23 protein-coding genes are annotated in these 20,406 nt (G+C 59.3%); 17 read left to right on the top strand and 6 right to left on the bottom strand.

Annotated elements, in window-relative coordinates:
* The first annotated feature begins 69 nt into the window (after positions 1–69).
* From P0652_RS17630 to P0652_RS17595, 8 genes are all read left to right on the top strand, one after another.
* On the top strand, positions 70–609 hold the full coding sequence (locus P0652_RS17630) for a hypothetical protein (protein ID WP_284180200.1): 540 nt from the start codon (positions 70–72) through the stop codon (positions 607–609).
* Between the two features lie 3 nt (positions 610–612).
* Positions 613–1,188: a thermonuclease family protein gene (locus P0652_RS17625; protein WP_284180199.1), complete on the top strand. Its 576-nt coding sequence runs from the start codon at positions 613–615 to the stop codon at positions 1,186–1,188.
* Positions 1,185–1,739 carry a hypothetical protein gene (locus tag P0652_RS17620; RefSeq protein WP_284180198.1) on the top strand — a complete coding sequence of 185 codons (555 nt, stop codon included), beginning with the start codon at positions 1,185–1,187 and terminating at the stop codon, positions 1,737–1,739. The genes P0652_RS17625 and P0652_RS17620 overlap by 4 nt, the downstream gene beginning before the upstream one ends.
* A 30-nt stretch (positions 1,740–1,769) precedes the next feature.
* Entirely contained in the window at positions 1,770–2,306 is a 537-nt protein-coding gene (locus P0652_RS17615; RefSeq protein ID WP_284180197.1) for a hypothetical protein, read from the top strand.
* The gene (locus P0652_RS17610; RefSeq protein ID WP_284180196.1) at positions 2,267–3,028 is read left to right on the top strand and encodes a hypothetical protein; all 762 of its coding nucleotides are present in this window, start codon (positions 2,267–2,269) and stop codon (positions 3,026–3,028) included. Before P0652_RS17615 ends, P0652_RS17610 begins: the two co-directional genes overlap by 40 nt.
* Before the next feature lie 125 nt (positions 3,029–3,153).
* A complete protein-coding gene (locus tag P0652_RS17605; RefSeq protein ID WP_284180194.1) occupies positions 3,154–3,615 on the top strand; it encodes an excisionase family DNA-binding protein in 462 nt (153 codons plus the stop codon).
* Between the two features lie 164 nt (positions 3,616–3,779).
* A complete protein-coding gene (locus P0652_RS17600) occupies positions 3,780–4,031 on the top strand; it encodes a type II toxin-antitoxin system Phd/YefM family antitoxin (RefSeq protein WP_284180193.1) in 252 nt (83 codons plus the stop codon).
* Positions 4,028–4,450 carry a type II toxin-antitoxin system VapC family toxin gene (locus tag P0652_RS17595; protein ID WP_284180192.1) on the top strand — a complete coding sequence of 141 codons (423 nt, stop codon included), beginning with the start codon at positions 4,028–4,030 and terminating at the stop codon, positions 4,448–4,450. The genes P0652_RS17600 and P0652_RS17595 overlap by 4 nt, the downstream gene beginning before the upstream one ends.
* Before the next feature lie 49 nt (positions 4,451–4,499).
* Here P0652_RS17595 and P0652_RS17590 read toward each other — a convergent pair whose 3' ends face one another.
* On the bottom strand, positions 4,500–4,862 hold the full coding sequence (locus tag P0652_RS17590) for a helix-turn-helix transcriptional regulator (protein WP_284180191.1): 363 nt from the start codon (positions 4,860–4,862) through the stop codon (positions 4,500–4,502).
* 176 nt (positions 4,863–5,038) lie between these two features.
* On the bottom strand, positions 5,039–5,299 hold the full coding sequence (locus tag P0652_RS17585; RefSeq protein ID WP_284180190.1) for a hypothetical protein: 261 nt from the start codon (positions 5,297–5,299) through the stop codon (positions 5,039–5,041).
* A 217-nt stretch (positions 5,300–5,516) separates the two neighbouring features.
* Between P0652_RS17585 and P0652_RS17580 the strand changes: the two genes are divergently transcribed.
* The 5 genes from P0652_RS17580 to P0652_RS17560 all read left to right on the top strand — a co-directional run bounded on the left by P0652_RS17580 (position 5,517) and on the right by P0652_RS17560 (position 11,169).
* Positions 5,517–7,667: a ParB/RepB/Spo0J family partition protein gene (locus P0652_RS17580; RefSeq protein WP_502947549.1), complete on the top strand. Its 2,151-nt coding sequence runs from the start codon at positions 5,517–5,519 to the stop codon at positions 7,665–7,667.
* A 74-nt stretch (positions 7,668–7,741) separates the two neighbouring features.
* Positions 7,742–8,245 (top strand): DUF6878 family protein, encoded by a 504-nt coding sequence (locus P0652_RS17575; protein ID WP_284180189.1) that lies wholly within the window; start codon positions 7,742–7,744, stop codon positions 8,243–8,245.
* Positions 8,246–8,257: 12 nt separating this feature from the next.
* The gene (locus P0652_RS17570; RefSeq protein ID WP_284180188.1) at positions 8,258–8,635 is read left to right on the top strand and encodes a DUF6915 family protein; all 378 of its coding nucleotides are present in this window, start codon (positions 8,258–8,260) and stop codon (positions 8,633–8,635) included.
* Positions 8,628–9,272 carry a DUF8835 domain-containing pootine gene (locus P0652_RS17565; RefSeq protein WP_284180187.1) on the top strand — a complete coding sequence of 215 codons (645 nt, stop codon included), beginning with the start codon at positions 8,628–8,630 and terminating at the stop codon, positions 9,270–9,272. Before P0652_RS17570 ends, P0652_RS17565 begins: the two co-directional genes overlap by 8 nt.
* A gap of 292 nt (positions 9,273–9,564) precedes the next feature.
* Entirely contained in the window at positions 9,565–11,169 is a 1,605-nt protein-coding gene (locus tag P0652_RS17560) for a restriction endonuclease (RefSeq protein ID WP_284180186.1), read from the top strand.
* 127 nt (positions 11,170–11,296) lie between these two features.
* Here P0652_RS17560 and P0652_RS17555 read toward each other — a convergent pair whose 3' ends face one another.
* Positions 11,297–12,202 carry an ImmA/IrrE family metallo-endopeptidase gene (locus tag P0652_RS17555; protein ID WP_284180185.1) on the bottom strand — a complete coding sequence of 302 codons (906 nt, stop codon included), beginning with the start codon at positions 12,200–12,202 and terminating at the stop codon, positions 11,297–11,299.
* Positions 12,202–12,525 carry a helix-turn-helix domain-containing protein gene (locus P0652_RS17550; RefSeq protein ID WP_284180184.1) on the bottom strand — a complete coding sequence of 108 codons (324 nt, stop codon included), beginning with the start codon at positions 12,523–12,525 and terminating at the stop codon, positions 12,202–12,204. Before P0652_RS17550 ends, P0652_RS17555 begins: the two co-directional genes overlap by 1 nt.
* A 158-nt stretch (positions 12,526–12,683) precedes the next feature.
* Here P0652_RS17550 and mblB point away from each other — a divergent pair, with 158 nt between their 5' ends.
* The 4 genes from mblB (at position 12,684) to P0652_RS17530 (ending at position 18,640) form a co-directional block, all read left to right on the top strand.
* A complete protein-coding gene (gene mblB / locus P0652_RS17545) occupies positions 12,684–13,817 on the top strand; it encodes an anti-phage 6A-MBL system MBL-fold protein (protein ID WP_284180183.1) in 1,134 nt (377 codons plus the stop codon).
* Positions 13,818–13,826: 9 nt separating this feature from the next.
* Positions 13,827–16,091 carry an anti-phage 6A-MBL system cap2_3 protein gene (gene cap2-3, locus P0652_RS17540; protein ID WP_284180182.1) on the top strand — a complete coding sequence of 755 codons (2,265 nt, stop codon included), beginning with the start codon at positions 13,827–13,829 and terminating at the stop codon, positions 16,089–16,091.
* Positions 16,088–17,287, top strand: a complete 1,200-nt coding sequence (locus P0652_RS17535; RefSeq protein ID WP_284180181.1) for a patatin-like phospholipase family protein — start codon at positions 16,088–16,090, stop codon at positions 17,285–17,287. Before cap2-3 ends, P0652_RS17535 begins: the two co-directional genes overlap by 4 nt.
* 138 nt (positions 17,288–17,425) lie before the next feature.
* Positions 17,426–18,640 carry a YuaX family protein gene (locus P0652_RS17530; RefSeq protein WP_284180180.1) on the top strand — a complete coding sequence of 405 codons (1,215 nt, stop codon included), beginning with the start codon at positions 17,426–17,428 and terminating at the stop codon, positions 18,638–18,640.
* A 28-nt stretch (positions 18,641–18,668) separates the two neighbouring features.
* Here the strand turns inward: P0652_RS17530 and P0652_RS17525 are convergent, their stop codons facing one another.
* Both P0652_RS17525 and P0652_RS17520 read right to left on the bottom strand, forming a co-directional pair.
* Positions 18,669–19,898 (bottom strand): hypothetical protein, encoded by a 1,230-nt coding sequence (locus P0652_RS17525; RefSeq protein WP_284180179.1) that lies wholly within the window; start codon positions 19,896–19,898, stop codon positions 18,669–18,671.
* Positions 19,898–20,308, bottom strand: coding sequence for a hypothetical protein (locus P0652_RS17520; protein ID WP_284180178.1), 411 nt, complete (start codon positions 20,306–20,308; stop codon positions 19,898–19,900). The genes P0652_RS17525 and P0652_RS17520 overlap by 1 nt, the downstream gene beginning before the upstream one ends.
* Between the last annotated feature and the right edge of the window lie 98 nt (positions 20,309–20,406).

Raw genomic sequence — 20,406 nt, 5'->3', positions numbered from 1 at the left:
ATATGCAATAAACAATGTATTAAAGTCAACGCAACAAATGCTCCTTTTTGGGGCGGGTCGAGTCTCCACATGTTTCTGGTCTTTCCGCTGCGTCGATATGCGATCGCAGGCGCCACTGCCGCGATGTTGGCAATGACGCCATCCCTGCCTGCGCACGCAAAGGATGCCTCGTTCGGCTGCAAGGTTCTGCTTTGTGCTGCCGCCTCGAACCCATCCTGGTCCGGCATTCCTTATTGCGTGCCGGTGATGACGCAGCTCTTCCGGATGCTCGCCCGTGGTCGTCCCTGGCCAACCTGCCCCGAAGGTAATGCTGGCGGGCTCGGTTATGATCCTTATCTTCCCTGCCCGGCGCCAATGATTGCGTATTCCGGGGGGCGCCCGACGGGCGGTGACAACGGTCCTGAGCCCTTGCGGCCCGATCCCAATGGCGACCAATGCGCGGATCCAACACGGCTCGAACGTGCCTGCCAAAGCCGTGGTGATAACGGTCCGGTTTGTGATCCCGCCGACCTGCCAATCCCGAGGCCCCAGCGGGAAAACCCGCATTACGTCGACATCACCAGCGGTGGTCAGACGTCGCGGTTCTATTTTTCACTTCGGGGCTATTGAGCGATGGCCCGATCAAGCTGGCTGTTGGCTGCGGGTGTGCTCGTGGCGTCGTTGCCCTCGGCAGCACAGACTTCGCCCTGGGCCGCCATCCCCGAAAATGCAATTTTTGAGACCGGCGATAGCTGGATCGCTGGCGGACAGCGCTTCAGACTCTATGGCGTTCAGGCCTGCCTTCGAGGCACGGCTTTCACCAATGCCTCGGGCCAGAAGCGGGATTGCGGCGAAGCGAGCCTCGCGATGCTCATCAGCCTGATCCGGGACTATCGGCCGCTCTGTGCGCACGTTCTCGAAGGTGCGCCCAACGGTATCCGCTACGTTACCTGCGTCGCTGCAGCGAAAGGAAGCAGTTCCTCAGGATCGCGGATTGACCTTGGCACAGCGCTGATCGCCTCGGGTTTCGCATTCGCCGCACTTCAGCCCGACGGCAAGCCGGTTCACCTGCCCTACTTTGTGGCCGAACTCGATGCGAAACGGGCGAAGGCAGGTCTCTGGGCTTTTGTCGATTTACCCGAGCCTGGGCCGATCATTCTCAAGACGCTCCGCGCGGCTCAACCCGTTGGACCTGGAGCGCCACGATGAAGCGCTGGCTTTTGATATGCTCTCTGGCGATGGGCATGCAGTGCGCTGCCCCTGCCATCTCGAGAGCCGAAAGCGAGCCGCATCCGGCCAAAGCCTGGCGACCCCTGACGATGGTCGATCTTCGCCTCGTCGGACCGAACCAGTTGCCCACGGCACGGCTCTGGCATGACCGGCTTGCAGCTTTCTCCAAGTCTAAGAGTGCCCCGCTCAATTCGTCTCTAGGTGGCCAATCAGCCATGGCCGCCAATGTCGTGATCCGCTCCCCAGAAGTCGTGGTCATGTTGTCGATCCTGCAGGTCGAAGGGGCATGTGAGCCTCGGCCCGTCGCGCCGCAGGTCTTGATTTGTCCAATGCGTCTCGTGCGCTTCGATCCCAACGGGACGACGATCCGCGAGGGCAAGGCCTGTTTCGTGGGTGCTTCCGCAGGCGGTGCGGGGCCGCGCGCCTATGCATCATATGACCCCAGATCCCGCGCGATCCGCCTCGGTGTCGTGGCAGGAGGAGAGGCCGTGGACGGCTGTTCGCAATCGGTCCCCGTGAGAGGAGAGTAAGAGATGAGACCTGTCGAATTTGGCCTTTTGATGGGGGTGCTTCTCGGCGCCACCAGTGGCTCTGCCCTCGCCCAGAACGCCGAGTGGACGTCGATGGAGTTCCGCGATCTCCGCGAGAAATCCTCGACGGATATTCTGCAGACCACGATGTGGCCGGCTGAAATCCGATCCCAGAATGACTTCGTCGAAAAAGAACTCAAGCGCGATCTTGGCGGGCGTAACGCCTGGATCAATGCGCTCGCATCGACGTTCGCACTCGGCGATCAGCGCCTCGTGGTGTCCGTCCTGACATCCCGACAATGCGACAATGGCGCGAACCACAATGCCAGCGGACGAGAAGCTTCGGTTTGTCCGCTGAAGATCGCGCTGGTATCCGGCGGGAATGTCCAGATCGCGATAGAGGATACCGGCTGCCTCGTTGAGCCACCTGAGCAAGGGGCGCCTCTGGCCAACCAGCATGACAGCGTGCAGGTGCAGTTTGATCCGGCGCGGCGTGTGGTTCGGATGCGTGCCTTGATCGGCGGCCAGTGGGCATCTCGCTGCTCCCGCGAGTTCCGGTTGCCGTGATGTTGTACCTCCAGAGGTGGAAGCAGGGCCAACTCTCCCGTGCAGCAATGCTTGCTCTCGTCGCTCTGTTGATGCCGTTCTCGGCTACGGCTCAGCGCCAGCAATATTGCGAGCGCACCAATTACTCCGCTCAGGAGATCACCAACGCCGTGAACGCCTCGCCGCTCCGGGATGAGCTGAAAGCGACCTCCTGTTCCCTCGGTGGGCTTGGCCGCTTTGAATCGGGTGGAAACAAGGGCGTCTACAATGGGAGCTGCTGCACCGGCATCTTCCAGCTCAACAATCGGAACGTTCGCGACTATGCCGGTGTCGATCGAGAGACCTTTGGCTGCATGAGCCTGCAGGAGCAGGTCGATGCCTGGGCGCGCCTGACCAATGACGGATACAGAACCGGTGTAGTCCTCCGTCTGACCGAAATGGGCGTGTTTGATGGGCGACGCGTGGATGCGAGCTTTATCGCCGCCTGCATCCAGCTCGGTGTTGGCAATTGCCAGACCATGGTGAATTCCGGGCGCTGTTCGGGCTTCGCGGATTCGAACGGCACAACCATCTGCGACATGGCGCGCGCCGCGCAATCCAATGCCGACCCGAATTGTCAGAACAATCCCAACACGCCCGCATGCGAGCAGGGGCCAGGGGATTTTCCGCCTGGCCAACCTGTTGCTGCCGTGCCACCAGCGCCGGCCGCGACGGATATCATGGTGGGCTCGGGAGAGGTTTAAGTCACAGGCCAAGCGCTGCCTTCCAATGCGGCACGTCAGACATGGCGCTTGACAATCTTTGCACTTATTTCATTTGTAGCACTTAATGCGTTTAAGAGTGCGCAAGCACCATCAGAGAGAGTGTCATGTCCCGCGCCACCACCGCACATCGTGCTCCGCCGCCCAACCAGGCTGAAATTACGCTTGCCCGTTCCTCGGCTCAGCGCCTGGGTTCGCTTGTCCGCAGAAGCGAGCCTTTGCGTGTCCGTGTGATTGATCGCGGACAGGAGGCGCCGATCGAGCTTCCTGCCGTCGCCATTGACCTCCTGCTGGATATCCTTGGCGCGATGGCTGCTGGTCAAGGCGTGACCATCATCCCTGAGAATGCCGAGCTCACGACCGTGCAAGCTGCCGGGGTTCTCAATGTCTCGCGTCCGTTTTTGATCAAGCTTCTTGAGGATAATGCCATTCCGCACCGGAAAGTTGGGAAGCACCGCCGGGTCAGAATGGAAGACGTCATGGCCTATAAGGCGCGGATCGACCGTGACCGGGAAGCCGTGCTCGACGCTCTTGTTGCCGACGCTCAGGAGCAGGGCATGGGATACTGAGCGGGGATGACCTACACCGCGCTCCTCGACGCCAATGTGCTCTATCCCGCTGTGACGCGGGATATTCTCATGCGCCTGGCGACCACGGATATCTGTAAGTTCCGCTTGCATCGGCTGCCTAGCGGGCTTATTTTAAGCTAGGTAAGCTGGTTTGGAGAATAGCTATGCGCGAAATCGGTGCGTTCGAGGCAAAGAACACACTCGGGTCACTGCTGGATCTCGTCCAAAAGGGCGAGGAGGTTGTGATCACTCGCCATGGAAAGCCCATCGCGCGCCTCATTCCCGAGCATGAAGCGCGCGATCGCCAGGCTGCTCGCGAGGCAGTAGCCCGGATTCGTGCCCGCAAACTGAATAGAACCGGTCCCGTTCTCTCCGTTGACGACTGGATCGCCTATAAGAATGAAGGCCGGAAATGAGCCTTGTTCTGGATAGCTCGGCGACACTGGCATGGATTTTCAGTGACGAGTCCACGCCCGCAATTGATACAATCTTCGATCAGATCGCTGAGCAGGGTGCCGTCGTTCCCGCTCTTTGGGTTCTGGAAGTCGCCAATTCGCTGACTGTTGCCATACGGCGAGAGCGGATATCGCCGCAAGAGCGGAGCGATGCTCTTGCTGATCTCTCCGCTTTGGAAATCTCGATTGATCCTGAGACAGAACGGCATGCCTGGAAGGCGACGCTACAACTGGCGGATTACCATGGGCTTACGGTCTATGACGCTGCCTATCTGGAACTCGCACAGCGCAAACGCTTGCCTCTTGTGACACTTGATCGAGCGCTCGCTTCGGCCGCTGGGGCCGCAAGCGTCGAGGTGCTTCCAAAGAACCCGGCATGATTGAGCGCTTGATGTTCAACAAAATAGAATGTTGTTGAACATCAGGCGCTCAAGCTTCGTTGTCCGGCTTCTTCGCCTGCCCCGTGGATTTCTTTTTGAACTCGACGCGCTGGCTTTCGAGTTGCGCGAGCGCCTCGACGCGTGCCCGACTGGAAGCCTTTATGGCCTCGAGATCAATGTCCCGGGCATCCAGCGCTTTCTTCACAACGCCATCGTTGAGCCCGAGGAGTTCCCAGACCGAGAGCCCCAGACCCTTCGCGATGAGTTCGAGGGTATCGAGCGTCGGGTTGGCGTCGCCCTTGACGAGCAGGTAGTAGGTCCCCGGAGAAATCCCGACCTTGGCTAGAAAGCTCGCCAGATCCTCGTGGTCAGCCGCAAGCTGTTCAAGCCTGATGCCGAGTACCGATGCCAATGTCTTTTCCGCGGTTCTGCCGCGCCCCGCTTTGGGAGCCATCTGCCTGCCCGATCCATGATCCAATGATTGGCTGCAGCGTGCATACATTTTCTACGATACGCAATAGATCGCACAATGAGAGACCTTCGGATGGATGACCGTTCCCATTGGGCCGGGTCGGAGGGAAATCCGTTCTAGTGGTTCACCGGCGCCAGTTTGCCCAATCGGTCAATCGCTTCAGAGATAAGTGATGCGTGCAGACCTTTGCCGGAATAGGCGATCTGGACCGTCGCCCAGTAGAGAACCTCGTTCGGATCGTTGTAAAACACGCCGGTCGCGAGATTGCGAGCAATCAGCTCTTTGACGTTTGCTTCAGGGCATGTCTGCAGATAGGGGAGCAGCGTATCGATCGGCGCACGCTCTGGTATCTTTGGTATCTTCAGGCTTTCCGGCATTGGTCTCCCCGTCTGTGCCGTGGGCGGAAAGCGCGGAGCCATGCCATAGACTTTCGTACAATACAATCTGCAATATATTAGATCATGTATTGACCGTTTTTTATGAAACTGTCGGGGTTTACGTCCATCTGGCTTTGGCTGGAGGAAGAGGTGATTTCGGGCCGTTTGTGACGGTTTGAGAGGGGAAGAGAGAGGTTCTTCCCCGGCCGTCGCGGAGATGACGGACATGACCCAGACGGATTCCAGCACTGTTACTCACAGGCCCATAGTTGGTGCCCTCGCCGCCCCTCGCGAGATTCCCCTTTCCCAGCTCGTCGCTTCTGCTGCCAACGTCCGGAAGGTTCGAGCCGCCGTGAGCATTGACGATCTCGCGGAGGACATCGCGCGTCGTGGGCTCTTGCAGTCGCTTTCTGTGCGTCCATTGAAGAATGAGGCCGGCGACGAGACCGGTCAGTTCGCGGTCCAGGCCGGTGGGCGGCGTCTTGCCGCCCTGCAGAAGCTGCAGACTGAAGGACGCATCAACCCTGATCACCTGATCCCTTGTCTCGTCAAATCCACGGGCATCGAGATCGAGGATTCCCTTGCCGAGAATGTGATGCGCGCCGGTCTTCATCCGCTCGACCAGTTCCGGGCCTTCAAGGCTTTGGCCGACGACGAAGGGCTTTCGGTCGATGAGATCGCGGCACGGTTTTTTGTCTCGCCGCAGATCGTTCACCAACGCCTGAAGCTCGCCTCTGCAAGCCTGACCCTGCTTGCGGCCTATGCCGAGGACGAGATGACGCTCGATCAACTCATGGCGTTCTGCGTGACCGCAGACCATGCCCGTCAGGAGGCGGTCTGGGAGCAGATCCGGCATGGCTACAACAAGGAACCGTATGTCATCCGCCGCCTTCTCACGGAAGGTGCGGTCAGGGGCAATGATCGGCGTGTCCTCTTCGTGGGTGCTGCGGCCTATGAGGCGGCAGGCGGTTTGATCCTCCGTGACCTCTTCTCGGATGATGGGGGTGGCTGGTTCCAGGATGTCGCGCTGCTGGATCGCCTCGCGACGGAGAAGCTGGCCGAAGAGGCCAAGGCCATCGCCACCGAGGGCTGGAAATGGGTCGAAACGGCCCTCAGCTTCCCCTATGGCCATCTTAACGGACTGACACGGCTCTCACCGACACCGGTGCCGGTCTCGGCTGATGAGCAGGCGCGTTATGACGCCGCCCTTGCCGAATACAACGCGCTGTCGGAGAAATTCGAGGGCGTCGAGGAGCTTCCCGAGGAAATCGACCTGCGCATGGGCGAGCTCGAGGACATCCTCGCCACGGTCGATGAACGCTCCGAAATCTTCATCCCTCACGAAATCGCCCATGCCGGCGTTTTCGTGAGCATCGAGCATGATGGTCGTCTGCGCATCGAGGCTGGCTATGTCCGCCCCGAAGATCGGGTTCCGAGCACATCTGGTCAGCCGTCGGGCAATCCGACCACAGGCGATGATTCTGCTTTGTCCGGTCAGTCTGGAGGCGCTGGGCCGAACGCGTCAGAGGACGCCGATGACGTCGAAATCGAGACCACTGCCCGCCTCTCCGATCGCCTTGTCGCTGAACTCACGGCCTATCGGACGCTCGCCCTTCGGGAATCGCTCGCCGATGATCCCGATACCGCGCTCCTCACCTTGACCCATGCCCTGGTGCTCAAGAGCTTCTATCGCTTCGCCGGTTCGGAAACCTGTCTCGAACTCGATGTCCGGTCCTCCTCGTTGGATGCCCATGCTGCCGAGCTTGGCGAAAGCGATGTCGCCAACCGCATGAGCGCTCGCCAGGCGCGCTGGGCCGGGATGCTACCGAAGAATCCGGCTGATCTCTGGGACGCCCTCGTCGCTTTTGATGCGGATGCGCTCGCAGCCCTCTTCGCTTGGTGCGTCTCGACAGGCGTCAATGCACTGCAACTCCCGCATATCCGCCGCACCCGTGAACTCGCTCATGCCGACCGGCTTGCGGATCATGTTGTTCTCGATATGCGCCGCCATTGGGCTGCGACCTCGAAAAGCTTCTTCGGGAAGGTCACGAAATCCCAGATCCTCGCGACGGTACGTGAGGTGAAGGGCGAGGCGGCGGCACAAATGATCGATCACCTCAAGAAGTCTGACATGGCGACCGAGGCCGAGCGCCTTGTCACTGGCGCGAACTGGTTGCCGGCCCCCTTGCGATCGACGCATGAAATGGGCTCGCACGCGCTTGTCGCCCCATCTGCCACGACGGTCGAAGCTCCCACACAGCCCGCGAGCGAAGGGAGTGAGGATGCCAATTCAGAGGCTGTCACGCTCCCAGCCTTCCTGACCGAGGGCCTGGCATCGGTGGCCACCTATCCCATCGCCGCCGAATAGCCCTTCCTTGCCTCATCGATCCCCTGCCCGGCCGAGCCTGTCTCGTGTCGGGCTTTTTCATTCTGGAGAGCCCCATGGCCAACGAAGCCAATAGTCCCGCAACGCCCGAACCGACACTCATCGCCCTTCCGGTGACGATGTCCGACATCATGGCTGAGATTGAAGCCGAGAAGTTACAACGCGCAGCTCTGCGCCCCGCGAACAAATCTGCCGTCTTTGCTGCGCTCGCCGGCGCTGGCGTCGCAACCGTCACCGTCAGCTTTGATGGCTACGGCGATAGCGGGCAGATCGAGAGCATCGAGGCGCGCGATGCCGCCAACATGATCCTTCCGCTACCCGACCAGGCGATCAGCATTGTCGCGATTGTCTGGGGAAAGAGCGAACCGGAGCCCCGCGAGATGACGCTGACCGAAGCGATCGAGCATCTGGTCTACGACGCCCTCAGCGAAACCCATGGCGGATGGGAGCTCAATGAAGGTGCCTATGGGGAGTTCGTCTTCGACGTTACCCCTCAGGAAATCCGGCTCGACTATCACGAGCGGATGACCGTCACCGAATTCTCCTCCCACACGTTCTGAGCGGAGGCGATCATGGCTCATCCCTATCACCACGCTCTCTCCTCAAGCAAAAAATGGGGCGGCACCGTCGACGATTATCTTGCGATCCACACCTGGTTCGACGCGTCGAAGGAGATCGTTGCGGATTTCCGGCACAGGGCGCTCCGGCATCATGCCGAGGGCATCTTCATGGCCGAGACGATCTTCGGTGTGACGATCACCCTCTCGTCGGGCCGCGTCATCCCGACACGCTGGGTCGGCGAGCAGCATGTCACCGAGGATCTCGGTTTCATCCCGAGTTTCGCGGACTGGGCTCGAGCGATCCAGCCTGTGCCATGGATGGGGCGCACCCAGAAAATCGAGATCGATCTCGATCCTCATCTCCTGATCCGGGAGATTTCCGATGCCTGAGTTGATCGAAACAACCGTCTACACCTTCGATGAGTTGGATGAGCGCGCCCAGGAGCGCGCTCGCGATTGGTATCGTCAGGCGTCTGCCCATGACGACTGGCATGTTACAGTCTTCGAGGATTTCGAGCGCATCTGCGAGATCCTCGGTGTGGTTCTCGCAACCCGGCCTGTGCGCCTCTATGGCGGCGGTACCTGCCAGAAGTCCTGCATCTGGTTTTCAGGGTTTGCGAGCCAGGGTGACGGCGCGTGCTTCGAAGGCAGCTATAGCTATCGGAAAGGCGCGTCCCGCGCCATCCGAGCCTATGCGCCAAGGGATATGCGGCTGGCCACAATCGCCGACCAGCTTCAGCAGATCCAGCACAAGAACCTCTATGCCCTTGAGGCCCGCGTCACGCATCGGGGCCGATACTACCACGAGCACAGCATGGAGATTTCTGTCGAGCGAAACAGCGATCGATCTCAGCCTCCAACCGCCAACGCCGAGGAAGGCGTTTCAGACGCCCTCCGAGATCTCGCGCGATGGCTCTATCGCCAGCTTGAGCAGGAATATGACCACCAGATGTCGAACGAGGTGGTGCAAGAAGGCATTATCGCCAGCGGGTATACGTTCACCGAGGCGGGAAGCAGATTTGGGTAGCGGCAGGTATGCGCTCTCCATTTCAGCCGGTCATTCACCTCGCCCCCTTATTGCCCCCGATGTTGGAGCGGCGCTTTGGCCGCTTCCAGGGGGTAATCGGATCATCGCGAGCTGCATGCCGATGACAGATTGGCAAGCGTTATCTGGGACTTGTTCGCGGTCTGGCCGGATAAATGGGCGATACACAAGCTGGAGTTCCAAGTCAGTTGCAACGCGTGCGTTATTTTGTGAAATAAAAATATAGCAACGTGAACGGGAGCCAAGAACTGTGGGGCGCAGAGGTGGAATACTGATGGCGATCGCGCGCGATGTCTCGCGCGCCCAGCGGCAATCTGAAGCAGCGCGTGCTAAGGCCGCTCGCGAACATGATCGATATGTCAGAGCGCAACTACGGGAAGCAGCACGAGAGGAACGTGAGAACCTTCGTTCTTTGAAAGAGCAAGCCCGCTACGAAAAAGAGCAATATCTGGAAGATCGCGAACAAGAAGCCGCTGATCTCAAGGCGGAAGCCGAGCAGAAGATTGAACAATTGAAATCGATCCTGAACGACACCCTTTCTGTCGATGATCGGATCGATTTTTCCGCGCTGCGGATACACGATACATTTCCCGCATTTACTCCTGCACGCTCGCAGATCACACAGGCCCCCACACCCGATCTGGATGGCTATCTCCAACGCATTCCTGCACTGACATTTATGAAGAAGCTGGTGCCGGGCTCTAAGGGGCGCCATGAGAAGGCGATCGAGAACGCGAAATCGGAATTTGAGAAAGAGCTTGCGGCCTGGAAGTTGAGAGAGGCGCAACGGATCGCGACTTTAGATGCTGCTCGGGCTGAACATGCGCGTAAGCAGCATGACTTCGACGCGAAAAAAGCTCAACGGAACGCTGAGGTCGATCTCTTTGAAGCCGATTACAAAGCTGGCGATCCAAATGCGATTGTCTCATATTCAACTATGGTTCTGGAACGCTCATCGTACCCTGAGGGTTTCCCGCAGGTCTTTTCGGTTGCTTACACGAGTGCCTCAAAACAGCTGGTTGTCGAATATCAGCTCCCCACAAGCGACGTTGTGCCTGCCGTAGCCGAATACCGTTATGTCCGTTCGCAGGACACGATCAGCGAGAAACCGCGCAAGGCGTCAGAAATCAAAGAGATTTATCAGGACGTGATCGCAGCAACTGCTCTGCGCACGATTCACGAACTTTTCGAGGCAGACAGCCACACACATATAGAGGTGATTTGTTTCAACGGCTATATCCATACAGTCGACCCAGCGACAGGTCAGGATATCCAGCCGCATCTGATATCGGTCAGGACGACCCGCGAGAAATTCCAGCAGATTGACCTTCGACGCATCGACAAAGCGGTTTGCCTCAAGAACCTCGGTGCACAAGTCTCAAGACGGCCGGAAGAAGCACAACCGGTGAAACCAATCATCGAGTTCAAGATGGCGGATGCGCGCTTCGTTGATCAGACCGACCTGGTGTCCGGCCTCGCATCGGCCAAAAACCTAATGGAATTGACGCCTTTCGAGTTCGAGCAGCTCGTGGCGAATCTGTTTGGGCAGATGGGCCTCGAAAGCAAACTGACTCGTTCTTCGCGCGACGGCGGGGTTGACTGCGTAGCCTTCGACAGGCGTCCGGTCCTGGGCGGCAAGGTTGTCATTCAGGCCAAACGATACCGCCACACGGTTGGTGTGTCAGCCGTCCGCGATCTTTACGGAACCATGATGAATGAGGGGGCCAACAAGGGAATTCTCGTTTCGACCAGCGGGTATGGACCTGATGCCTTTGATTTCGCCAAGGATAAGCCGATCGAGCTCATCGATGGGGGCAATCTGCTCTACCTGTTGCAGGAAATCGGCTTTGAAGCCCGGATCATTTTCCCAGAAGAGTGAGCGTGCATGCCTGAACCGCCTCTAGCTTCTAGGATAGCTTTGCGCGCCCCCATTGCTGTCGCAAAGTACACAAACCCAATTTCGAAATCCGGTCATCAAGCGCACTTTGAATCCTAGACAAAGCTCCTCAACGTCGCCACTGCGCCTGTCGATGTTGCAAACGTTCCTTCGCTGTTCGATCCCCGTCAGGATCATGATCGTCATCGGCTGGCGGATCTATCGTCAGCAGGATCATCGCGAAGCCTTGTTTTTGCGGGAGAACCTGCTCGTAGAGCGTTGGTGCGCGTTTTCCGCGCTCAATGTCAATCCAGACACCAGCATCGGCTTCGTCCAAATCGCTTGCGATGCCAACTTCATGACGGCGGCGCCATAACAAAGACTGCCGTGGTATCGGGGAACCGTTGCGAACCGACAGGAATGGAAATTTTGTAGGCGGGACGTACGATCGGAGCAGCTTTCCGTCCTTGGTAATCAGGATCGCGGTTGGTTCCTCACGAAACTCGGCATACGCTCGTCCCAGAGCTTCCTTGCTGACATTGTATCGGCGGGCAAGTGCTGCCACCTGCTGGATGTCTGGATCTTTGGATGCCGCGACATCGATCCGGAATTGCTTGGCGGGAAGGAGGAGGCGTGACGCAAACCGGTTGGCTTCAACTTCCATACGATGGCGCTTGTCCCGCTCTCCGGCTGACAAGCGAAACATGTCCTGCTGCGAGCACAGAAATTGGCCGTCTGCAGACGGCACGTGTGAGGGTATCAGAAAATGCCCAAGTTCGTGGGCAATCGTGAAGCGTTTTCGCGTCTCTGGGCTGTTGGCATTGAACAGAATGATGCCATCGCATTTGTCACGATCAGTAATCAATCCACCTTCATAACCAGCAGTTTGTAACGGCTGGACTGCGCTGATGTCGAGTTGGCGGCAAAGCGATTCGATAGGAACGGGGATGGGTAGGTTGGGTTCATGCTTAAAAATCTCCATCACGATTCGATCAGGAGAAGCAGCATCGGCCAGATCCATCCGCGAGACTGCCATCAGCTTTGCTTCCGTGCTTTCATTTGTTCCATTAATCCGGCAATGACCTCCCGGTCTCGCGGATCAAGTTCCTTTAGGTCACGGTACATAACTACCAGCTCCTCCGGCTCTCCTGAAGCATTTGGATTTTCCCCAACCAGATCGGCGATTGGAATCCGATAAAATCCAGCCAGCTTGCCCAAGAGATCGAGCGATGGATTCTTGCTCGCTCCTCGCTCGATATCCCACATATGGGCTTTCGACGCGCCAACGGCATCAGCGACCTCTTGAAGAGACTTTCCGCTCTTCATTCGTAACTCTTTGATCTTAGACGCTAATGTCATGGCATTTTGCTCCCATTATTGCGCACTCGTCCAATGCCCTCAAGCGCGCCGTCTGATTTAGTTGCACGGTTTCATATAACAACGCCTTGACGATGCAAATCGTAAGATATATCTATACGAAATCGTCCATATTGCGATCTAGAAAGGATTGGCGGGCTATGACCGCGAAACTCACATTCCACCCTCTCGGCAATGCAGATTGCACCCGTTTCGACCTTGCGGACGGCAGGAAGCTGCTTGTCGACTACGCCGACATGCGTAATTCGGCCGACTCGTCAGACCTTCGCATCGATTTGCCCGAGGAATTGAAAGCCGACCTGCGGGTGGCAAAGCGCGACTATTTCGATGTTGCCCTGTTCACGCATCTCGACGACGACCACTGCTGTGGCTCCGGCGATTTCTTTTGGCTCGAGCATGCAAGCAAGTATCAAGGCGAGGGGCGCATCAAGATCAAGGAACTCTGGGTGCCCGCTGCCGCGATCCTCGAAGACGGTCTCGACGACAGCGCGCGCATCATCCGCCAGGAAGCGCGCCACCGCCTCAAGAAGGGCTCCGGCATCCGCGTTTTCTCGCGCCCGACGAAGCTCAAGGAGTGGCTGGAGAAGAACGGCCTGACGCTGGAATCGCGCGCCCATCTCATCACCGACGCCGGCCAGTACGTGCCCGGTTTCTCGACCGCCGGACCGGAGCGCGTGCAGTTCTTCATCCACAGCCCGTTCGGCTGGCGCCAGAACGAGAACGAGGTCGTGGACCGCAACCAGGACAGCGTCGTTTTTCAGGCGACCTTCCTCGAAGGGGCACGCGAAACGAACGCGCTGTTCATGTCGGATATTAATTCCGACTCGATTGACCAGATCGTGCAGACCAGCAAACGCCACAAGAACGAGGACCGTCTGCGCTGGGATGTCTTCAAGATTCCGCACCACTGCTCCTACCTTTCGATCGGGCCGGAAAAGGGTGAAGACGAAACAGAGCCTACCGCTGATGTGAAGTGGTTGTGTGAAGAGCAAGGGCAGGAGCGCTGCACAATGATGTCCACGAGCGACACCATTCCTATCAAGGGCAGTGCCGAAGACAGGGATGTGCAGCCGCCGCATCGCGAGGCAGCAGCCTATTACAAGCGCGTCGCGAAGATGAAGGATGGTGCCTTCAAGGTAACGATGGACTTGCCGTCGGCGAGCAAACCCAAGCCCACCACCATCCAGATTACCAATCGCGGCGCGACACTGCTCACAGTCTCCGCCACCGTCGGCGCGGCCAGCGTGATCTCCACCCCGGCGCGGGCGGGGTGACCGGACGCCATGGCCCTGCACACATGGTGGACCACTTTCGGCACCGAGGTCGCCGACACCGCCGGGTTGATTCCGGTTCTCGCCCGGGAGCTGGCGTCGCTCGCTATGGCGGGCGCGCTACCCGGCATGACGCTGATCGGACTGCGCCAGTCAACGGAACTGGGCTACGCGGCGGTCGGGCTTGAGGTGGCCGTGGAGCGCCCGCAAGACCTCGCTCATCCCATCCGGGCCATCGAGCAGGTCGCCGTTGTGCTTCCTTACGCAGGCGGCCAGCCAAGCATCGTGTCCTTACGCGAGGACTTTCCCGACACGCTGCATCAGAACTGGTCGCCGCCCGGCGGTCCCTACGCCTTGTGCATTGACGACCGCCCGTGGGCCGAAGCGCGGCTGACGACCTCCGCCAACGACATCGCGCGCCGCATCCAGCTCTGGCTAGCTAAGGCGGCGCGAGGCGAACTGCACGATCCGGCGCAACCGCCCGATCCGCTCTTCTTTACCTCGCAGCTTGGCCTCGTTCTTCCCCAAGCGGCGCTTGCCGACACGAAGGAGCCGGGCGAGGTGGCGGGCATCGTCCGCCCCGACAATCAGAATTTAATCATTTCACGGCCCGCCGATCCTTCCGACCGGCAGCCCCCGGCGTTCACCGTGCTGGCGTTTCAGGCCCAGCCGCAGACCATGGCCCGCCTGCGGCACGCGCCTGATACGCTGGCAGCACTCGCTGACGAACTGGGTAAATGCGGTATCCGGCTGATGGATGAACTCAAGAACCGGCTGAAAGCCTGGGCTGGGCTTGAACACGCCGATGTCCGCCGCCTTGCATCCCGTCTCGCCGTCGTGGTGGTCTTTCCCGTAGCCGAGGGCCAGTGTCGTGCCGTCAACGACTTCCGCGCCTTCCTTACCTTCGACACCGCCGGAGAGATCGGCGTCGCGCTCGGTGTCCTTTGCGCCAACAACAGCAAGGTTGGCGATAAGCGCGCCTATATGACGGCTATCCCCGAAGGCGCGCCGGGCAACCAGCCGCTGCGCATTGAACCCGCGCAGGTGCACTTTTCCCTCAACCGAGACCTCGCCGCTGCCATCGCGGGCCATGCAACGCCTGACCGCCGCCGCGCGGTGCTGGTCGGCGCTGGTTCCCTGGGCTCGCAGCTCTCAGTCGCTCTTGCCCGCGAGGGTGCCTTTGCATGGACGATCAGCGACGACGATTTCCTATTGCCGCATAACCTTGTCCGCCACGCCCTGTTTGTTGGTGATCTCGGCGCCCCTAAGGCCGCCGCGCTAGCCGATACGCTTGCGGGCCTGCTCGACGAACCGGTTGACGCGATCCAGTGCAATGTTCTTACCCCGGCCGCTGACTGCCAAACCCGCCTCAACACTGCGCTGACGGAAGCCGAGGTCATCATTGACGCTTCGGCGTCGGTCGCGGTCTCGCGCCATCTGTCCGATCTGCCGAACGCAAAGGCCCGCCGCGTCTGCGCCTTCTTTAATCCCTCCGGCACCTCGGTCGTGCTTCTGACCGAGAATGCCGATCGCTCTTTGACACTGCGTGATCTCGAAGCCCAGTATCACCGCCTCGTGTTGACCGACGCTGCATTGGCCGGTCACCTCGCCGCAAGCGGTCCCGGCGTGCGCTATACCGGGTCATGCCGGGCGCTGACCAATCGCATCCCGGCCAGCAGCGCCGCCATCCTAAGCGCGCTCGTGGCCAAAGGCATCGTTTCCGCGCTGGCGGAGGACGAAGCGACTATCACGCTCTGGACCCTCCATCCCAACGGGGAAGTCAGCCGCGTGCAGCGTCGCGGCGCGCCTGTTGTCCACCTGGACCTGGGCGCATGGACGATTGCATACGACGCTGGCCTCTTGGACGACCTTGCCGCCATGCGCCGCGCCATGTTGCCCAATGAAACGGGCGGGGTGCTCCTTGGAATCGCCGATATGAGCCGCAAGTCAGTCCATATCGCGCATGCGCTGCCCGCGCCGGAAGACAGCCGCGCATCGCAGACCGGCTTCGAACGGGGCGTGGTGAATCTCACCGAGCAAGTCGCTGCCGCCGTCGCTGCGACTATGCACCAGCTCCGCTACGTCGGCGAATGGCATTCCCATCCGGATTGCACTTCGTCCATGCCCAGCAGCGTTGACCTCATGCAACTCCGCTGGCTGGGGCACGAACTTGAGAACGAAGGCCTGCCGGGATTGATGGCGATTGCCGCACAGGATGACCGGTTCTCGTTTGCCCTGAGCCGTCCCGCGAAGGCCAACACTGGGGACGCCCAATGAAGGCAACGGGTGAATCAAACAATGCGGGCCTGCCTGTCCGCCGGAGCGATCTTCAGGGCCTCTTTGAAGCCCAGGCCGGACGAAACGACTTTCTCACCGCCGGGAAGATCGAGGACGTGATCGGGCTCTGTCTGTCCGGCGGCGGATACCGAGCAATGCTGTATCACGCGGGCGCGCTCGCCAGACTGAACGAACTCGGCTTCCTGCCGCGTCTGCGCGAAATCGCCAGCGTCTCCGGTGGCTCCATCACGGCAGGGGTACTTGGCCGGGCATGGTCCAAGCTCGACTTTGATTCTACCGGCCATGCTCCCAACTTTCTCCCGCTCGTTGTCAATCCGCTTGCACGCTTCGCCACTACCGGTGTTGATGTGAAGGCCATTCTCGTGGGCCTCCTGCCAGGCCTTACGGCTGCCGGAGAAGTCGCCAAGGCGTACGACCGTCACCTGTTCGCTAGAGCCACGCTCCAGGACCTGCCCGATACACCGCGGTTCACCTTCATGGCGACCAACCTTCAGACCGGCAGCGGCTGGCGGTTCGCCAAAGACTACGCGGCCGACCACCGCGTCGGGCGCATCGAGACTCCGCGCCTGGCGCTATCTCGGGTTATCGCCGCATCATCGGCATTCCCGCCGTTCTTGTCCCCGGTCCGGCTCGACTTCGAGCCCGGCAGCGTCAAGCCGATGGCGGGCGCGGATCTTCACAAATCCCCCTTCACCGAACAAGCCGTGCTCACAGACGGCGGTGTCTATGACAATCTTGGGCTTGAACGCATTTGGCGCCGCTGCCGCACCGTTCTGGTGAGCAACGGAGGCGCCACGACGCCCGAGCTGGGCTCGCCGACAAGCCAATGGTTCGGGCAAGTGTACCGAGTCCTGAGCATCGTGCAGCAGCAGGCTGAAAACTCGCGCAAGCGCCTTCTGTTTGGCGTGCATAATCTCAAGCAACGCCGCGTCGCATTCTGGAGCATCGAGACGCCGATCCGCGCCTACGGCGTGTCAGATGCCATCAAGCTTTCCGATGAAGCGGCATCGCATGCCGCTCGCCTTCGCACCCGGCTCAATCCTTTCTCCACCGCTGAAATCAACCTCCTGCTCACGGCAGGATATGCAGGCGCCGATGCCAGCCTGCGGGCTGCGGGTCTCGCCGCCAACGCTCCGCCAGCCGACCCAAACCGGCTGCACCGGCTCGCGCCTTAAGTCGGTACCGTGAACCTATGACAACCCGCACCAACTTCTTTCCACTTCTTTGGCTCTTGAACGGGCCAACGGCGAATTAGGCACAGTATCCGTGGCCCCGTGCCTAACCCACGCGCAGGCTAAGCGTACGGAGCGAGCATGAGCTTCAAGATCACAGGACTGGATGAACTTCAGCGCGAGATGTCGTTGCTGGCCAGTGTCGCGGAAGCGCTCCACGGCGACATCGCCACGCTGAGCTTCGACCCCACTGACCAGACCAGCATCGAGCGCGCAATCGCCGACATGAAGCTCGCGATTGATCAGAAAGTCTCGGGCTTCGAACGCAGCGCCGCAGTGGAGGGGCTCGTGGCGCAACTGAAACAGCAATACGAAGAGGAGATTCTGTCGCGCGCAGCCGCCGCGCGGCTGAATAACGAGGCAAACAACATGACCAACGGACCGATTGACCAAACCATTTTAAGGCAAATCGAGAACACCGTGAGCGACCTTCGGTCGGCCGAACACGCCACCTTCGACCGCCACATCAAAAAACTCTCGCGCATCCTGCATTCAGTGACGCTGGAGCCGATCTCACGCGCGCTCACCGAGGGCGTTGATCTTGATGCCTGGCTCAACGTGGGCCAAGCCACCCAGGGCGGCATGGTCGGCAGCGCTTCGCTCGAATGGCCCAGCGATACGCGCTGGGAACTTGGACTGGTCATCCTCCTGATAGATCGGTTTGCCGAGAATCCTGACGCGGCAATGGATTTTTCCCACACCTTCTACTACGCGGGAAACAAGCTGACCGCCAATCTGCAAAACATGGTGGCGCAGATGATCGTGCCGTTTGCGCGGGACTATATAGATCACGTCAAGACGACGACCGGCACGGCCGAGCCGACTCTCCTGCCCGAGCGCTCAGGTCCGGCCGCGCGCAAAGTATTCATCGTGCACGGTCACGACGAAGGCGCGCGCGAGTCGGTCGCGCGGTTCCTGGAACAGCTCAAATTCGCCCCGATTATCCTGCATGAACAGGCTAATCAGGGCCGCACGATCATCGAAAAGATTGAAGCGCACGGCGATGTCGGCTTCGCGGTCATCCTGCTCACGCCCGATGATGTCGGCAGCGTGAAGGGTGGCGACCTCCAGCCCAGAGCACGCCAGAATGTCCTTCTCGAACTGGGGTACTTCGTGGGACGCCTCGGGCGCTCGCGTGTCTGCGCGCTCAAGCGCGGGGACATGGAGGTTCCGTCGGACTTCGGGGGCGTCGTCTATGAACCCTTCGATGCCGGCGGCGGCTGGAAGCAGGCTCTCAGCCGCGAGTTGCAGGCCGCCGGCTTCGCGATTGACTGGAATGTTGCGATGAAGCGATAATGGCTCGGTGCCGCCATATTAGTATCGCTCACATCCCCTTCAATCTCTCGGCCAGCAACAGGCGACCAAGACGGGCCGCGCCAAGCTGTATGCATTGCAGGAAATTCGTCTTCTCGATGAGATGCCGAATGTTCTCCTGCCTATCGTTGGCTACGACATGTTCTTTCAGTATCCTTTCGGTCATTGCGTCGTGATATTCGACGAATACGCGATCCCGTGCTCCATAAAACATGGCTTCTAGCTCGGCCAAAGCTTCCGGCGACAGTCGAAGTTCGATTAACTCAACCACTGCTTGTCGCTTCGCTGCGTGTTCCCGCAGCTTCTCGAAATGACTGGGGTCAGAATAGTCCAGCGTAATGACTTCGTTGTTGGGCTCGCGCTTGGGATGCAACGTACGCCATCGCTCAACCACAAACACGATTTCATCATCAATCAGATGGATGAGGTCGCTCTCCATGCCCAGCATGGAGCGCGTTTGGCGCATTTTCTGAAGACGGTCGAGTGCAATCGAAAATTGTTTATCGCTCAAACCGTAACGTGCCTTCACGGCGGCCTTCTGATCATCAAATGCCTGCGAACCCCAAGAATCCCGCTTCGGCATTAAACGTGCGACTTCAAGAAGATCGCGCCTTGAGCACCGATTGGTGAAAGTGCCTGTCTTCCGCTCGTCGGCAAAATCCACCGTCCGGTATTTCAGCGCGGATAGCACTTTTTCCAATTTGCGCAGGCTGGCTTGAATAAGCCGCAGGTTGGCAGTGGCGTAGTTCGCGAGACTGGGATCATTTTCCCGGTTCCGGTGATACCTAAGCTCCTGACCGTCGGAATCGATCTGAGACAGGCTTTCCACATACGGCTTCAGGGCTGTGATCGTCTCTGAGAGCATCTCGTCCCCGATCTCGCTGTTGTGCAGGTGATCCCAGTAAGCCTTGATATCATGGCTCAGTTTCCGGCCTTCATCCTTGATGGCACCTGCTTCGATCAGACGCTCCGTTGCGAATTTCAAAGCCAGCTCGATGGCATGGCGCGCGTTGTACAAGATGGGCAGGACCAACGTGTCGCGCTTCCCCATCAGTTGTTTGTCGAAGATCGCGTCCACAAGTTCGATAGCGGCCTCGATGTATCCGTCTATATAATTTTCCTCTTCCCCCTGCTTTTCGATGCATGCGTTCCATTGGCTGTCGAAGATCCGCTTGAAAAATGGATCATTCTCATAGGGATCGGGTACAGCTTCGCCTCTCGGTACTTCCTCGTTAGTCATTATCCGATCATGTCCCGGTTAGAAATTCGCTGAACCACGGCGCCCATGTAATATGCCTGCTCATTCAGATCACGCAGCAGAAGCGCGTTGTGCCAGTTGAAGCCCGAAACCCGTCGCACTTCAGGTCGCTTCGGCGCCCCATAAGTGTGAAGTCCAATTGCCAAAGTAACTTCGCGACCGACTGAATTTGATTCCGAATGCGTCGCCCTCAAGGTCTGTGAGGTTAGATTCGGCGCAGAGGCACTGCTATTCCAAATCAAATTCGTCCATTCGCCGTTCACTCCTCTTTCAACAACGTCGCGATCCGACGGACAAGTATCGAGAATCTCGAACTGGCGTTCGGCAGTTATAGCGAGTTTGCGACCAAAAGGAGCCAAACGGCAATCGGCCCCCTTCCGGTCGTTGAGCATGACGGAGTGTTCGCCAGGTAAGTAGGGGGTTGCCCCTGGGTTTTTCGAAGCCTGGGAGGTGAAGAGAGAGTTTTCCGGGCTTTTCCTGCCAATCCGGA

Source organism: Rhabdaerophilum sp. SD176 (genome assembly GCF_030143245.1).
Taxonomy (GTDB): domain Bacteria; phylum Pseudomonadota; class Alphaproteobacteria; order Rhizobiales; family Beijerinckiaceae; genus Rhabdaerophilum.
Note: the sequence above shows the minus strand (reverse complement) of the source record. Positions and strands in the feature narration are given on the sequence as shown.